This window comes from Leptospira wolffii serovar Khorat str. Khorat-H2, from assembly GCF_000306115.2.
GTDB classification, from domain to species: Bacteria; Spirochaetota; Leptospiria; order Leptospirales; family Leptospiraceae; genus Leptospira_B; species Leptospira_B wolffii.
This window is the reverse complement of sequence record NZ_AKWX02000004.1, coordinates 463,520-477,500: the sequence shown is the minus strand read 5'-3', so window position 1 is coordinate 477,500 and position 13,981 is coordinate 463,520. Positions and strand designations below refer to the sequence as shown.

Annotated in this window: 15 protein-coding genes (1 of these 15 only partly in view); 11 read left to right on the top strand and 4 right to left on the bottom strand. The window is 44.7% G+C overall.

What is annotated here, in order from left to right; translation table 11 throughout:
- From LEP1GSC061_RS02245 to LEP1GSC061_RS02205, 9 genes are all read left to right on the top strand, one after another.
- Positions 1 to 735, top strand: partial view of a methyl-accepting chemotaxis protein gene (locus tag LEP1GSC061_RS02245; RefSeq protein WP_016543496.1) — the 3' portion only. It extends 801 nt beyond the left edge of the window; only the last 735 of its 1,536 coding nucleotides appear in the window; its start codon lies beyond the left edge, outside the window; the stop codon is at positions 733 to 735.
- 105 nt (positions 736 to 840) lie between these two features.
- Positions 841 to 1,122 carry a hypothetical protein gene (locus tag LEP1GSC061_RS02240; protein ID WP_016543429.1) on the top strand — a complete coding sequence of 94 codons (282 nt, stop codon included), beginning with the start codon at positions 841 to 843 and terminating at the stop codon, positions 1,120 to 1,122.
- Between the two features lie 419 nt (positions 1,123 to 1,541).
- Complete coding sequence (locus LEP1GSC061_RS02235; protein WP_040507615.1) at positions 1,542 to 1,877, top strand: ArsR/SmtB family transcription factor; 336 nt, start codon at positions 1,542 to 1,544, stop codon at positions 1,875 to 1,877.
- A gap of 3 nt (positions 1,878 to 1,880) precedes the next feature.
- Complete coding sequence (locus LEP1GSC061_RS02230) at positions 1,881 to 2,372, top strand: SRPBCC domain-containing protein (protein ID WP_016543903.1); 492 nt, start codon at positions 1,881 to 1,883, stop codon at positions 2,370 to 2,372.
- Between the two features lie 2 nt (positions 2,373 to 2,374).
- The gene (locus LEP1GSC061_RS02225) at positions 2,375 to 3,280 is read left to right on the top strand and encodes an alpha/beta fold hydrolase (protein ID WP_016543689.1); all 906 of its coding nucleotides are present in this window, start codon (positions 2,375 to 2,377) and stop codon (positions 3,278 to 3,280) included.
- A gap of 306 nt (positions 3,281 to 3,586) precedes the next feature.
- Positions 3,587 to 5,470 (top strand): glycoside hydrolase family 5 protein, encoded by a 1,884-nt coding sequence (locus LEP1GSC061_RS02220; RefSeq protein ID WP_016543832.1) that lies wholly within the window; start codon positions 3,587 to 3,589, stop codon positions 5,468 to 5,470.
- 263 nt (positions 5,471 to 5,733) lie between these two features.
- Positions 5,734 to 6,879 carry a glycosyltransferase gene (locus LEP1GSC061_RS02215; RefSeq protein WP_016544035.1) on the top strand — a complete coding sequence of 382 codons (1,146 nt, stop codon included), beginning with the start codon at positions 5,734 to 5,736 and terminating at the stop codon, positions 6,877 to 6,879.
- 124 nt (positions 6,880 to 7,003) lie between these two features.
- Complete coding sequence (locus tag LEP1GSC061_RS02210; RefSeq protein ID WP_016543349.1) at positions 7,004 to 7,549, top strand: DJ-1 family glyoxalase III; 546 nt, start codon at positions 7,004 to 7,006, stop codon at positions 7,547 to 7,549.
- Positions 7,546 to 8,280 carry an SIR2 family NAD-dependent protein deacylase gene (locus LEP1GSC061_RS02205; protein ID WP_016544089.1) on the top strand — a complete coding sequence of 245 codons (735 nt, stop codon included), beginning with the start codon at positions 7,546 to 7,548 and terminating at the stop codon, positions 8,278 to 8,280. Before LEP1GSC061_RS02210 ends, LEP1GSC061_RS02205 begins: the two co-directional genes overlap by 4 nt.
- On the opposite strand, the gene LEP1GSC061_RS02200 is transcribed toward LEP1GSC061_RS02205, so the two are convergent.
- From LEP1GSC061_RS02200 to LEP1GSC061_RS02190, 3 genes are read right to left on the bottom strand one after another with little or no spacing between them, the layout of a single operon-like run.
- On the bottom strand, positions 8,268 to 9,368 hold the full coding sequence (locus LEP1GSC061_RS02200) for a DUF1574 domain-containing protein (protein WP_016543966.1): 1,101 nt from the start codon (positions 9,366 to 9,368) through the stop codon (positions 8,268 to 8,270). The genes LEP1GSC061_RS02205 and LEP1GSC061_RS02200 overlap by 13 nt on opposite strands.
- 13 nt (positions 9,369 to 9,381) lie before the next feature.
- A complete protein-coding gene (locus tag LEP1GSC061_RS02195; protein WP_016543985.1) occupies positions 9,382 to 10,881 on the bottom strand; it encodes an MBOAT family O-acyltransferase in 1,500 nt (499 codons plus the stop codon).
- A gap of 4 nt (positions 10,882 to 10,885) precedes the next feature.
- Positions 10,886 to 11,377, bottom strand: a complete 492-nt coding sequence (locus LEP1GSC061_RS02190; RefSeq protein WP_040507613.1) for an NYN domain-containing protein — start codon at positions 11,375 to 11,377, stop codon at positions 10,886 to 10,888.
- Between the two features lie 73 nt (positions 11,378 to 11,450).
- Between LEP1GSC061_RS02190 and LEP1GSC061_RS02185 the strand changes: the two genes are divergently transcribed.
- Positions 11,451 to 12,299, top strand: coding sequence for a hypothetical protein (locus LEP1GSC061_RS02185; protein ID WP_016543780.1), 849 nt, complete (start codon positions 11,451 to 11,453; stop codon positions 12,297 to 12,299).
- 19 nt (positions 12,300 to 12,318) lie between these two features.
- Here the strand turns inward: LEP1GSC061_RS02185 and LEP1GSC061_RS02180 are convergent, their stop codons facing one another.
- Positions 12,319 to 12,756, bottom strand: coding sequence for a PaaI family thioesterase (locus tag LEP1GSC061_RS02180; protein ID WP_415751821.1), 438 nt, complete (start codon positions 12,754 to 12,756; stop codon positions 12,319 to 12,321).
- A gap of 136 nt (positions 12,757 to 12,892) precedes the next feature.
- On the opposite strand from LEP1GSC061_RS02180, the gene LEP1GSC061_RS02175 reads away from it, so the two are divergent.
- On the top strand, positions 12,893 to 13,900 hold the full coding sequence (locus LEP1GSC061_RS02175; RefSeq protein ID WP_016543624.1) for a patatin-like phospholipase family protein: 1,008 nt from the start codon (positions 12,893 to 12,895) through the stop codon (positions 13,898 to 13,900).
- Positions 13,901 to 13,981 lie beyond the last annotated feature (81 nt).

Genomic DNA, 13,981 nt, shown 5'->3' with positions numbered 1-13,981 from the left:
ACAAACGAACTCGGGTCCTCCTTTCAAAACTTAGAGGAAAGTTTCAATAAAATGGAAGAAGGCCTAATTTCCACGAAGAAACTCTTCGAAACGGCTTGGACTCATGCAAGAGAATCCGAAGAAAGCCTAAAAGCCATCGAAAAATCGATCGATCGCATCGGTGTTAGTTCGTCCGCTACGACTTCCAAATTGGGAGCCATCAACGATATAGCCGATAAAGTAAATCTCCTAGCCCTGAACGCTTCCATAGAAGCAGCCAGAGCCGGGGAGCACGGTAAGGGTTTTGCGGTCGTTGCGGAGGAGATTTCGAAACTTGCCGAACAAACAGGAAGGGCGATTAAGGAAATCTCACGACTCACAAGAGAAGGAAAGAATGAAATGGAAAGAAACACCGAGATTGTCCAATCCGGTACGAAGACAATTTCTTTTATTCTTTCGGACGTGGATCTCGTGAAAGAAAGCCTAGATTCCTTCTTCGCATTACTTGCCGGACAAATGGAAGCGAGAAGAACCGTCGGTTCTGCCTTGCGGAAAGTGGATCGAATTGCGGAGATCGTACACCAGGCCACGGAGGAAGAAAAGAAAGGATTGGATGAAATTAAGTCCTTTTTAGACGGCATACAGAACGCGAACAGTTTCGTCTCCGACCAGGCTTTGGAAACAGCTGCTCAAGCTCGTAAATGCGAGGAATTGAGCAATTCTTTACAAAGAAAGGCGGAAGAATTTGCCATGTGATTAGAGATCCTTTTTGATTTTGATATAATTTTCAATTTCGCAAAAAATTTCGTTTGAAATATTTTCTTTCCAAAATGAAGATTCCTATTTGTTTTCGGAATCCTCATGAAAAAAACCATCCTAGCTATTTTACTTACGATCTCCGCCGCTGCCTTTTTAGTCCTTCCCGGAAAGGTGGATTCCCAAGGCGGAGATATAGAAGCCGCTATCCAAGAAGCCTGCAATCGTCTCGTCGACGGAGGATTGTATAAAAGCTGTAAGCCGGCCCCCGGATTTTCTCTCGGCCAAGGCTATTATAGCCAATCTGCCAAAATCAAATGCCAATGTGAAAATAAATCGGACAATGGCAAAACCATCGTTACGATTTCTCTTTGGCAGGGGTATTGATCCAGTTCGTTCTTACGAGTTCTATCTTTTTGTCCATCCGGTAATCGCAAGAAAGAGAGAAAGACCTATCTACCTACGGACGACAGTCTCGAGGTAAAAAAGCATTTCAACGTCGTTGTAGCTCTTCGTTATGAGTTAGGCAGAGATTTTGTAGTACCTCTTACGAGTTTTCGACCCGAAGGGTCTCTTAGTAAAAAACTGGAAGCTCCTGGAAACGGTAGATCGTCCCAGGAACTCCCAAAAATTGTAGGAGGACCGACGATTTCAGGCCAATTTCATAGCCCTTTCTTGAAAAATTTTATCCAATGCGACATAATATACATTATCGGAAGTAATATTATCCAGCCGTAGGGCTCATTCTTCTCAGAATACTTAAGTAAACACTTGACTATTTATGTAAAATCTTTATACTAAAGCATATGCTTAACCATTCTTCACCCTCCTTGGATCGGATCTTTTACGCTCTATCCGATCCTTCTAGGAGGACCATAGTGGAAACTCTAAGTCAGAAGGAAGCCTCCGTGAGTGAACTCGCTCATCCTTTGAAAATGAGTATGGCTGCCGTCGTGCAGCATATTCAGATTTTGGAGGAAAGCGGTCTCATCCAAACGAGTAAGGTCGGTCGGGTTCGCTCTTGCAAAATGAGGCCCGATTCTTTGAAGCTCGTGGAGAATTGGCTAAACGATCGCAGAAAATTTTGGGAGAATAATTTGGATCGTTTAGGTGAATTTTTGGAAAGCGAAGACAGGGAGTAAAATATGAGGACTCTAAAGACGATTGCCCATGAGAATTTCAGCATCGAGAGAATCTATAATGCGACCGCAAAAGCGGTCTATTCTGCTTGGGCAAGCTCGGAAGCCAAATCTCATTGGTTCTTCGGGCCGAAAGAATGGAAACTAATCAGGAGAGAATTGGATTTTCGTGTGGGAGGAATCGAAATCTTACACGGAAAATTCGGTGATACGATGGAAACCTTATACACCGCCCGGTTCCACGAATTGTTGGAGGATACTAGACTCGTTTTCGTTTATGATATGCATTTGAACGGAGTATTATACTCGGTGTCTTTGATTTCTGTACAAATCGAAAATCTGGGCCCGAAAAGAACTAAGTTGGTATTTACGGAACACGTGGCCTTCTTAGACGGGTCAACCGACGGAGCCTCCAGCGTCGCTTCTCGCGAAGCTGGAACGGCGGTGCATTTGGACAAACTAACGGAATATTTATCCGAATTGGAATCGGGAGAATGATCATGAAAATCGGTCCTCTTTATATCATCGCGAGCTTATTCTTACTAATCTCTTTCGCATCCTGCTCCTCAGGATCTCGCTTTTCTTTACGAGAAAATGCTCCCTCTATCACTTCCGTTCCGAAGAAAAGCGGACATCTCCCAGTGAATGGAATCGATATTTACTATGAAATCCACGGCTCCGACGAAGGAGTTCCGTTGGTACTTCTAAACGGAGGCGGATCCAATATAGAAGTGACCTATGGTAGAATTCTTCCCCTATTTGCGCAGCATCGAAAAGTCATCGCCTTAGACGAACAGGCTCACGGTAGGACCTCCGACAGAAATGCACCGGTGCGATTCGATTCTTCTGCGGACGATGTGGCCGGATTACTGAAGCAATTGAAGATAGAAAAAGCGGATGTATTCGGCTTCAGTAACGGAGCGAGTGTCGCTTTACAACTCACACTACGTCATCCCAAATTGGTTCGCAAATTAGTATTCGCTTCTTCCATGACCAAAAAATCGGGCGCTCCGCCTCAATTCTGGGATTTCATGAAGAAAGCGACTTTCGAAAGCATGCCCCAGCCTCTAAAAGACTCTTTTCTGAAAGTGAATCCGGATCCTAAAAAGCTTCATACGATGTACGAGAAAGACGTAAATAGAATGCTCAACTTTCGGGATACAAGCGACCGAGAAGTCAAATCGGTCAAAGCCCCCACCCTAATCATTTCGGGAGACAGGGATGTAGGCACTCTGGAACATGCAGCGGAATTGACCAGATTGATCTCCGGCTCCAGACTAATCGTCCTTCCCAGCGGACATGGAGAATATCTGGGCGAAATCCTGACCGTATCCGGTACTAGGACCCGCTACCCGGAATTGACCGCTGCTCTAGTTGAAGAATTTCTAGACGAAAAATCAAATTAAAATATAAACGAATACTCGCCCGAAAAAGCCTTTCGGTTTTTTTCGGGCAATTCGGAACAAACGTCCCACAGACAAAATTTATAATATTATATAAATTCAATATATATCAACACCGGATACTTCATTCCGATCCGTTGGATTCTCCACCACAACGTAAAAGCGAACGTTTATTTTTAAAAATATAAGCGCCTTATAAGGATTCCCGCCCCCAAAAACATTTCACTTATAAGCAAAAATCGTTCAATGGTTACTGAAAAATAAAGACATCCGAATTTCCGATCGGAAATTCATTGGAGAGAATTTGAAATGAACCATCGTATACTTAGGAAGAGGCTTCCCCTTCTTCTTATTGTTTTAACCTGCTCCTTCTTAGTTTCCACCTGTTCCCCCGAGGATCCGAACACGGGACTCGCTCTGGGTTTCTTAGGAAATTCGCCTCAATCCTCTAACCCTGCTTCTTCCGTCCAAGCGCTTTCGTTTAGTTCGAACGGTTATACTTTTCCTTTGAGCACAAACGGAAGATATATCGTGGACGTAAACCAGAAGAGATTCAAATTGAAGGCCGCTAACTGGTATGGAGCAAGCGACACTCGCCAAGTAGTCGGAGGTTTGGATAAACAACCTATCGGAAATATAATTGGGCTTATACAAGAATGGGGCTTCAATGCGGTCCGGCTCCCTTTCTCCAACAAGATGCTTCACGATTCCACTCCCGTACCGAACGAATACATCTCGGCAAACCCTCAATTCTTCGGAAAAACTCCTTTGGAAGTTTACGATCTGACTGTAAAAGCCCTGACCGACGCCGGAATCGCGGTCGTTCTGAACAACCACACCACTTTTTCGGAATGGTGCTGCGGATACGATTATAACGGCCTCTGGTATCATACCGGCTCGAGCTTCGCCTATAATCAAACCACCGAAATGTGGCAGAACGATTGGATCTTTATGGTCAACCGATATATTAATAATCCTTTAGTGGTTGCGGCCGATCTTAGGAACGAGGTCCGTACACAAAGAAAGGCGGACACTTATATCCCTGACAGTCCGAACTGGGGGTCAAACGATGTGAACGATTGGCACAAGGCCGCGCAAGAATTAGGAAATAAGATCAATATCGCTCATCCGGATATCCTAATCGTAGTGGAAGGAATCAACTGGTGGGGACTCGTTCCGGTTATCGGTTCCGGAGAGCGACCTCATTTGAAGCCGGTTAGAGATCTACCCATCCACTTTCGCATTCCGAACAAACTTGTATATGCGGCTCATAATTACGCATATATAGGTCCGAATCATAATGGGGATGATTCCACCTCGGGAAACAATATCAAATATAAGGATATGGACCTGAATACTTTTCGCAATACGATCCATTCCGAATGGGGCTATGTTACGGATTCCGAATACTATTTCACCGCACCCGTTTGGGTAAGTGAATTCGGGTCCTCTCCGACCGAAACGAATCCAGCGGATCAGGAATGGCTGAAGCGTCTCGTGGATTACCTTATAGAGAAGGATATAGACTTCGCAATTTGGCCTTTAAACGGCAATGACGGATGGGGACTTGTATCCAGCGATTGGTCTAGGACCCTAAAGGACGATTGGAGATTCGCGCATCTAGGACGTTTGATTTCCTTTCCCGGCAACCAGGGACAAACCGTGAATACGAATCATTTCACTAGTCTTTCTTTGGGAAGCGGCGACGATAATTCCTCCACTCTAAATAACGACTGGGACAATGGAGCAACCAAAGGAACGTGCCCGGACGGATATAGACTGAACGGTCTCAGCCAAAACCAGAAGGCTCTTTGCACAGATATCAATTTCGGACTCCTCTGGAATTCCAATCGAGCGTTTAATGTGCAGGCTGTAAACGAAACAGGGGCACGCTATCACGGAACCGGGGATTGGGCAGGAGGATTTACTAAATACGAATGTCCTCAAAACTACTATGTGTCCGGATTCTCTAAGCGTTGGTGGGGAACGAGCGGAATTCTATGTTCTTCCGCAAACCGAAGTCTAGGAAATTCCTGCCGCACAGCCTGGTTCGATCGAGGAGATAGTCGTTCTTCCTCAAAAGGTGGAGACTTCGCCTCCGGATCCTATAAAGGACAATGCGCGGATAACGAATATCTTGCCGGAGTTGCACAAAGAAACGGCAGCGCAAGCGCCCTACTCTGCTGCAAATAATCCAAATACATTCCAAAGCCGGATTTTTTCCGGCTTTCTCTTTCTACTTCCTTTTTCATTCGAACATAGCGCGCTGTTCGTCGGTCAAAGTTTAATACGTCTCGATCGTAACTTTCCGATCTCCGACCGAGTTCCATTTCGACTTAAAACTTTTCTAATTTTCTATACCTAAGTCGGGAAGAATCCGAAAACAAATGTATGTAATCAATTAATTACATATTTTGCGTTGCCCTAATTTTTTCCAAAAGAAATTCTGGTCAAAGATGGCTCCCAAGATTTCCGTCATTCTTCCTACATATAACGAAAGCGAAAATCTTCCGATCGCGGCGGATCGGATCAGTAGATCCTTGTCCGATTATAAATACGAAATCATCGTGGTGGACGACGACAGCCCGGACCGGACCTGGAAGATCGCAGAGGATCTGAAGGAGAGTATTCCTCAGCTAAAAGTAATTCGCAGATTGGACAGTAAAGGCCTGTCTTCCGCCGTACTCACCGGTATGGGAATCGCTGAGGGTGACGTATTCGTCGTGATGGATTCGGATCTGCAGCACGACGAGAAAATACTTCCGGAGATGATTCGTTCTTTTTCCGAAAGAGATGTGGATCTTTGCCTAGGAACCAGATATGCCGCAGGCGGTTCTACTGGTAAATGGTCCTTTATCCGTACCGCGATCAGTAGGTTCGCCAATTTTTTGGCCCAGAGGATTCTGGGACTCCCCGTTTCGGATCCCATGAGCGGATATTTCGGAATCAAAAGATCCATTTATTCGGAGGTAAAGAATTCCATCAATCCTAGGGGATTCAAAATTCTTCTGGAATTCTTGGGACGTTCCGAAACCAAACTCAAGATCGAGGAAATTCCCTATACTTTCCAAAATAGGATCCACGGCACGACTAAGCTGGACAATTCAGTTATTAAAAGCTTCTTTTTGGCTCTTTTGGATATTCGTTTCGGAAAATGGATCTCACCTACCTTTCTACTTTATTGTCTTGTCGGAGCCACAGGTGTGATCGTAAATTTACTCGGTTTTTTACTCGGAGAACTTTTAGGTTTCGGTCAATTGAATACTGGGATTTCCTTTTTGGATCCAATTTCTATCTCCGTACTGTTCGGAATCGAATTGTCCATAGTATCCAATTTCATTCTGAATAACTACTTCACATTTTACGAGAGAAGATTCGAAAAATGGAATGCACTACGCGGGCTCTTTCTATTTCACACGGTTAGCGTTTGGGGAATCCTTTTGCAGATTTTGAGCTTTCATTATCTGTATTATTCCTTCTCTTCCGACTGGAATTTGGTACATCTTCCCATTAAGTTCCTATGCGATATGGCTTCCATTCTGGTGGCTATGGCCTCCAATTATCTCTTAAATTCGAACGTCACCTGGTCGAATCGGATCTAATCCGATTCTTCCCGAAAGTCTTCTCGGACTTTTCCTTGCAAAAAACCCGATCTTAGATTCTTATCTGATTGGTCGGGATCCTCTGTTTTCCGATTCTATTCTTTTCTAGGAAAGGTTTACCCGTATGTCTAAGGTTCTAATTCCGTTTGCAAACGGCATGGAGGAAATGGAGGCAGTCATTCTTGTTGACGTATTAAGAAGAGCCGGTATAGAAGTCGTTTCCGCCGGTCTTTCCCAAGGCCCGGTGACATCTTCTCGTGGAGTCCGAATTTTGCCGGATGTTCTTCTTTCCGAAATAGATCCTTATGATTTCGATATGATTCTTCTCCCCGGAGGCAAAACGGGGACTCAAAATTTAAAGGAAAATCCCATACTCGGGGAGATTCTACTTAAATTCTCGGAAGAAAAACGATGGGTAGGTGCGATATGCGCTTCTCCGGGAGTTTTATTACATCATAATATTCTAAACGAATCCGTTCGATTTACTGCGTTTCCCGGAAGCGTTCCCAAGACTCCGAATTATACGGGCAACCGGATCGAAATTTCCGGAAAGATACTGACTAGCATCGGTCCCGGCTCGGCCTTCGAGTTCGCTCTTAAAATCGTACAAATATTAGCCGGCACCGACAAGGAAAAGGAAGTCCGAACGGGACTATATTTACCCGAATGATTCTGCCCTTAGGATCGGTTATTCGGGAGCGGCTTAAATCTTCTAAAAGAATATTGGCACTCACGGGAGCGGGGATTTCTGCGGAAAGCGGAGTTCCCACATTCCGAGGCAAAGACGGGTTATGGAAGAATTTTCGTGCGGAAGAACTAGCAACCCCGGAAGCTTTCCGGAAAAATCCTAAGCTAGTTTGGGAATGGTATCTTTGGAGAATGGAACTGATCTCTCAAAAAGAACCGAACCCGGCGCATAAGGTTCTTGCCGAATTGGAGGAGAAATTTCCCGGATTCCGACTGGTAACTCAGAATGTGGACGGACTGCACCGCAAAGCGGGTTCGAAACGTTTACTTGAAATCCACGGTAATATTTTCCGTAACCGTTGTATTTCCTGTAACCATCAAAGCGAAACGATTCTACCTATGGGAGAGGTTCCTCCCTTATGCGATCATTGCGGGGGTAGTCTTCGTCCTGGAGTGCTTTGGTTCGGAGAAAGTTATGATGAGGATCTCTTAAACGAATCCGTAAAATACGCAGAATCTGCCGAAGTGACTCTAGTCATAGGCTCTTCCGGTATGGTGGGGATTCCGGTGGAACTGGCCAGGATCGCAAGAGAAAACGGATCCTTAGTTATCGAAATCAATACGGAAGAAAGTGGATACAGCAGACACGCTGATCTATTTCTACAGGGGAAAGCGGGTGAGATTCTGCCCGCCTTGGCCTCTTACTTCCCTTGATTCTTTCCCGTAACCTCGGTTTCTTTTAATTTTCTGAATATATAATCTCCGAAGGCGGGAAAACAATTCGGAGACATATGCCCCGGGTCCGCAAACTCGTCGCAATTATACTCCGGGTCTTCATTCATATTCCATAATGCGGTTCCGGTTTTTAGACTCCAATCGTCTATGATCGGTTTCCAAACCTGATACGGGGTTTTGGGACCTTCCGATGTATCCACGATCCTGGACTTATACAACTCGAAGTAAGGTCTTGCTACTCTCACCCAAATCGTAGCGTAAGGTATATTCGCTTTTTGCAGGAGTCGGACCGATTCCGTCTGAACCGAAAGCATATCCGGATAAAAAGTATAAGGTCTAAGATAGGAAGAAAAATCCGAGTCCGACATGGTCACTATGGTTTCCTCCGCTTGTTTCAAGGGGGTCAATTCTCTAGGAGTACTCCCCTTTTCCTTTTCCAGCATATCCAAAACCTTATGTACCCCGTTTCTGTACATATCCGCTTCCGCGGAATCGTTCTTTAAGCGCTCCAGGACTCTCCAAAGCTTGGGCCTATCCCGAAAAGTGTGAAATAGTCTCTTGGATAAGAAAACGGAGATTTCTTCCCTAGAGTAGGTGGATAGATGCCTAAGTACGAAATCTACGGAAACACCGTAAACGATCACCTCGTCCAAGGCTAAGAGAGGAGTTCTATTATAGATTTCTAATGATTGATCCAGGAGAACGAAATCGGGACGAACTCCATCCGAAACGAATCTCTCCACCCAATATAGGAAATAATCGGGAGAACCGCCGGGAACGGAAAAATTATACAACATCCAATCCGGGTATTTCTTCCTGAGTTCGGAATAAGGCAGAAGCAATGCCCTGGAATTTCCGAAAAATACCAGAATCTTACTTCTCTCGGACGAAGGTTTTTGTAATTCCGCCTTAAGATCCTTATACAGATCTTCTTTACTGATAAAATTCAAATGCGAGAACGATTTGGAATAATAAGGCTCGAAAGCATTCATGGTGAGAATACGATCCACAGCGATGGAAAAAAGAAGGATGAGCAATGGAATAAATAAAAATAGATTCTTTTTCACGGTTCCTTCTCCTTTAAAATTGGCAATACACGCAAACGCCCGAGTCTTCCGAGAAAAGAGCGATCGAAAGTATCGTCCCGACACCGCCGAGAATGAGCGCCCAGTCCCTGCCTTTCGCTAAAGATATCAATTTATCCTTCCGGGTCTGGACCCAATGGAAGAAAACGAACCCCAGATAAGCGTAAAAAATCTTCTCCATATTCTTCATCGTATCGAATAAGAAAGGGGAAGGCCCTGCGACTAGACTCGTCGCTTCTTCCACCCAGCCTAACTTCAGAGATTGCAATTGGGAGGAGAAATGCGATGCGGTATTAGTTACGAGTCCTACAACGTGTTGCACCATTGTTTTCGCGGAATTCGCTCTGAAAAGAATCGCACTAAACGAAAAGAGAGCGAATACGAATTGGATACGTAGGAACTTCACGATTCGATTGCTATTTTCTCCGTCGTCCCAACCGAATTTTCCCATGAGGAAACGTTCCAAGGCGAGAATCGACCCCCAATAAAATCCCCAGGTTACGAACGTGTAATCCGCTCCGTGCCAAATTCCTCCTACGGTCATCGTGATGATCAGGTTGATGTAGGTTCTCCATTCTCCCTTTCTACTTCCCCCTAAGGAGAAATAGATATAATCCCGCAACCAAAAGGAAAGCGTCATATGCCAACGCTGCCAAAGCACCTTACCCGAAGGAGAAAATAAAGGAGCTTCGAAGTTTTCGGGGAGTTCGAACCCGAACATCAGAGCCACACCTCTCGCCATGTCGGTCAATCCGGAGAAATCGCAATATACTTGGATCGCATATCCGAAAGCGACCATGACCAAGGAGAGAATATCGTATTGCCCCGGATGGGAGAAAACGGGTGCGATGACTCCGGCAACCGGATCCGCGACTAGGATCTTCTTCAATAATCCGCCTATGACCAGATAGGACCCTCTTACGATCTTATCCTTATCCGGACGTAAGGAATTCAGGTTGGGAAAATAATCCCTTACTCTCAAAATGGGACCGACGATAAGAACCGGGAAGAATATCACAAATCCTAGATACTTTTTGAGGGATATGATCTCCCCTTCCGGCTTTCTATAGGCGTCTACCGCGGCGGCGATCATCTGGAAACTGTAAAAGCTAACCGCCAAAGGAAGGGATATCTGTAGGATTCTTGGAACTTCCTCGAAGAAAGGAAAGGATGTGAGATCGTAAAGAATACGATTGATAAAGTAGAAATACTTGAAAAATCCCAGATTGATCACGTTCAATAGAACGGCGAAGATCATCCAGGGCTTAGGCGAGGACGAAGTCCGAATCTTAAAGTAAGCGAAGTAATTTAGGAGCACGATTCCTAAAAAATGTAGGAAGAATCCTATCCCTCCTAACAGGGTCGCCGATCCGAGGATGTAAAATACGGCACTAGCTAAAAGAAGGAAATCCGATCTGCGACGCTCCGGAAGTAGCCAATAAATCGGATAGACTACGGAGAAGAAAACGAGAAATAGAATCGTATTAAAAAGCACCCTTTCACTTTCCCTTTTTAAAGAGTTCCTTCCAATAAAGGAGTTCCGAAGGAGATAATTTTTCCTTGGAGTCTTTTTCCTCTATCTTGGGTTTTTCCGAGAAGGCCTTTTCGACTTTTTCGGCGAATTCTTCCGAAAGAATCGTTTTGGCTCCTAAGCGTTTCGCAAATATCAAAATTTCCTGGTCGGAGGTGACCACAAACAAATCCGCCGGTCTAGGAGAGAATTTAATATATTCTTTGATTAGTTCGTCGGCTTTTTCATCCAAGCTGAAATAAACCTGCAAATCTCCGTATGCATCCTTGCGGGTATCGTTTCCCTTCTCTTTCTTTCCGTCGAAAAAAACGTGGATCTTGGGACTCTTTATCTTCTTGGAATAAGACTCTAGAATTCTCAGCAAGCCGACCCTGGCGTCCCGCAAACGGTTGGAATACATGAATTCCTCCAGTTCCGGAAATTTGTAAATCAAGTTGAAACCGTCGATCACCAAATGCATTCGCGAAATCTAGTGACCAGAATGCGAACTTCGGAAAAACTTGTAAACACCGAACCGATTCGGCGGATTCCGCATGGCTAAAGAGACAGGAAAGCCCCAAAAGCCTTCTAAAATCAGAAATTGGATTCAGACCGTCAAATATTGGAGAAGCGTTCTCCCTGGTACGGCAAGGGATTACTTTCTTCTCAGTATCGCCGCAATCGACGTATTCTTCCTGCTATTCTTAAACTCATACAAAGACTTCATTCATAAGGATATTCCCACCTACGTACTGGCTTTCGACCTCGTAGTAATCATACTCTGGGGATTCGAGGTTTGGTTCAAGATTCGTGAAAAAAAGGATCTGAAAAAATATCTTAGAACCAACTGGTACGAACTCGTAGGAATCGTTCCTTTGTATTTTCTAAGACCCTTCCTACTCCTGAGAGGAGTAAAACTAGCGATCGCATTCTATCGTTTCGGAACTTCCGGTCAAAACGTGAGCGAGGCCTTGACTAGGGAGATCACTTTCCGCTTCCGGGACGTGATCGTGGATACGATAGCGGATGCGGTCTTCCTACATTCTCTTGAAAGAGTCCAAGACGTGATGCTCCGTTTGGATTATAGCCAATTAGCGAACCAAGCCTTTTCCAAACACACGGAACGCCTGAATGCAAAAGTAAACGAATCCCTTCAGTCCAAATTTCTGTTAGAAGAATTGTCCCGCATCCCCTTCATGTCCGAAATTTCCAAGAAGTTAGGAGAAGATATAGGTAAGATGATCGCCGAAGTGTTGGAAACGGAAGTGATGGGTGATATCATGAAAGAAATCACCGCCAATATTCTGAAGGAAATGTCAGAACACGTGAAAAAACTCCCTCTTGAAAGAATCACCGGTCCAACAAGCGCTCAAACCGGTTCGGAAGAATCCTTACAGGCTTAAAAATTCTTACCGGGAATCCTTAAGCCTCGCTTCCTCCCGGAATTCTTAGAATCAACACCTGGGTCGTGGACTTGGCGAGCAACTTCCCTTCCTCGTCGAAAGCTTGCCCTTCCAAATAAATATGTTGGTTCCCTCTCGCAACGACCTTGGCATTTACTGTAATCCTTTGGTTTTCCTTTACCATACGTATATAACTAACGCTGAGTTCCAATGTAGTTGTGGGTTTTCCGGCCGCCAAATAACAAAGAGGTCCGAAGGTATTATCGAATGCCGCTCCCAAAAAACCTCCTTGGAACACTCCCATAGGATTGGAAAAACGCGGTTCTATATAAAAACTGCAAGTTAGCTCTTTCTTTCTTACGTAAGAAACGAATTCTCCGGAGAGTTCCTTAAAGGCCGGTGGAGGAATGAGTAGCCCCGGAGCCTTCTTGGAGAATTTTTCCCATTCCTTTTGCATTTCGTCCAACTGATTCTCGTCCGCCAAGGTCCACCTCGCTTTTGTATAAGAACTTCCGTCCGATCCTGGAAATAGATTGATTTTCATCAAATTAAAATTGCCATGATTGGGATTCACAACCATTCTGTTAGAATCTATGGACCCGGATTTTTCTTTTGAAGACAAAATTAAGAAAGGAATCCGGACCTTATGGCAAGAAATAGGTACCCAAAAAGAAATCGCTCTCGCAATTGCAGGCGGAGGGATTAAGGCTTTTTACGGACTAGGTTTCGCATTCGCCCTCCGAACCTGGGGGATTCGGATCAAAGAAGTTTCCGGCGTAAGCGCCGGTGCGGCGATGGCAGTTAGCACTCTTTCCGAAACGGAAGTGGATAGTTCCAATTACTTCCAAGAACTCACCAAAAGAAACCCCAAGAATTTCTATTGGAATCGACTCCTAAGGATTCTTTCTCCCTTCCCTCATCATACAATCGCAAGAAGAACCGTGAACTATTGCCTTCGATTTCCCAAGCTAATTTCCAAGGCTGCCAAAATTCGAATTCATACGGTAGAGATCCCCAAAGAGACCCTAGATAAAAATCGAAAAGGAGAACCCATCCAAAGGCTACTTTTAGCCAAGGCCGCTTCCATTATAAGAGCCTATTTCCAAGATGAGGAATTGCGAAAGAAAGGAAATCTGCCTTACCGGGTCCTGAAGAAGATGAAAGACTGGGGATGGAGAGAAAGGATCTTTACGGAAGAGGATTTTAAGGATCCGGAGACGGCTGCGCAGATCGTGATGAATTCCTGCTCTGCCTTTCCGGTTCTACCTTTGCAAAGCCTAAACGGAAATTACTATCTGGACGGGGGCCTGACAAATAACCTACTCCTCGAAAAATTCTCTCCTGAGCTGCCTAAAATCGGGGTCTTCTACGAAAGCACCACCTTGGTGGGGAAATCCCCGGAAATTCTCCGGGATACCTTGCTGATTTCTCCCGAGGGGAAATTTATAGATCAGGGTTTTGATTATACCAGTCCGCAATTGGTCCAATACGCCTTCGAGCTAGGTAAGAAGGACGCCGAGGCCCAAAAGGATAAGATACTCTCTCATCTTTTCCCTAATTGGAAAAAAAACTTGCATTCTTTTTTCGAACAAATAAAATAATTAACTTACCCCTAGAATATAGAGATCAGGGAAGAATTCTCGGATTTATAACAAATCCGAGAATTCGATGAGCGAAAATAG

Bases quoted from the DNA above. Each gene is read 5' to 3' on its own strand.
- LEP1GSC061_RS02215 (WP_016544035.1), top strand. From the start codon at position 5,734: ATGGCTCCCAAGATTTCCGTCATTCTTCCTACATATAACGAAAGCGAA.
- LEP1GSC061_RS02220 (WP_016543832.1), top strand. From the start codon at position 3,587: ATGAACCATCGTATACTTAGGAAGAGGCTTCCCCTTCTTCTTATTGTT.
- LEP1GSC061_RS02190 (WP_040507613.1), bottom strand. From the start codon at position 11,377: ATGCATTTGGTGATCGACGGTTTCAACTTGATTTACAAATTTCCGGAA.
- LEP1GSC061_RS02210 (WP_016543349.1), top strand. From the start codon at position 7,004: ATGTCTAAGGTTCTAATTCCGTTTGCAAACGGCATGGAGGAAATGGAG.
- LEP1GSC061_RS02230 (WP_016543903.1), top strand. From the start codon at position 1,881: ATGAGGACTCTAAAGACGATTGCCCATGAGAATTTCAGCATCGAGAGA.
- LEP1GSC061_RS02175 (WP_016543624.1), top strand. From the start codon at position 12,893: ATGGACCCGGATTTTTCTTTTGAAGACAAAATTAAGAAAGGAATCCGG.
- LEP1GSC061_RS02240 (WP_016543429.1), top strand. From the start codon at position 841: ATGAAAAAAACCATCCTAGCTATTTTACTTACGATCTCCGCCGCTGCC.
- LEP1GSC061_RS02180 (WP_415751821.1), bottom strand. From the start codon at position 12,756: ATGCAAAAGGAATGGGAAAAATTCTCCAAGAAGGCTCCGGGGCTACTC.
- LEP1GSC061_RS02185 (WP_016543780.1), top strand. From the start codon at position 11,451: ATGGCTAAAGAGACAGGAAAGCCCCAAAAGCCTTCTAAAATCAGAAAT.
- LEP1GSC061_RS02225 (WP_016543689.1), top strand. From the start codon at position 2,375: ATGAAAATCGGTCCTCTTTATATCATCGCGAGCTTATTCTTACTAATC.
- LEP1GSC061_RS02235 (WP_040507615.1), top strand. From the start codon at position 1,542: ATGCTTAACCATTCTTCACCCTCCTTGGATCGGATCTTTTACGCTCTA.
- LEP1GSC061_RS02205 (WP_016544089.1), top strand. From the start codon at position 7,546: ATGATTCTGCCCTTAGGATCGGTTATTCGGGAGCGGCTTAAATCTTCT.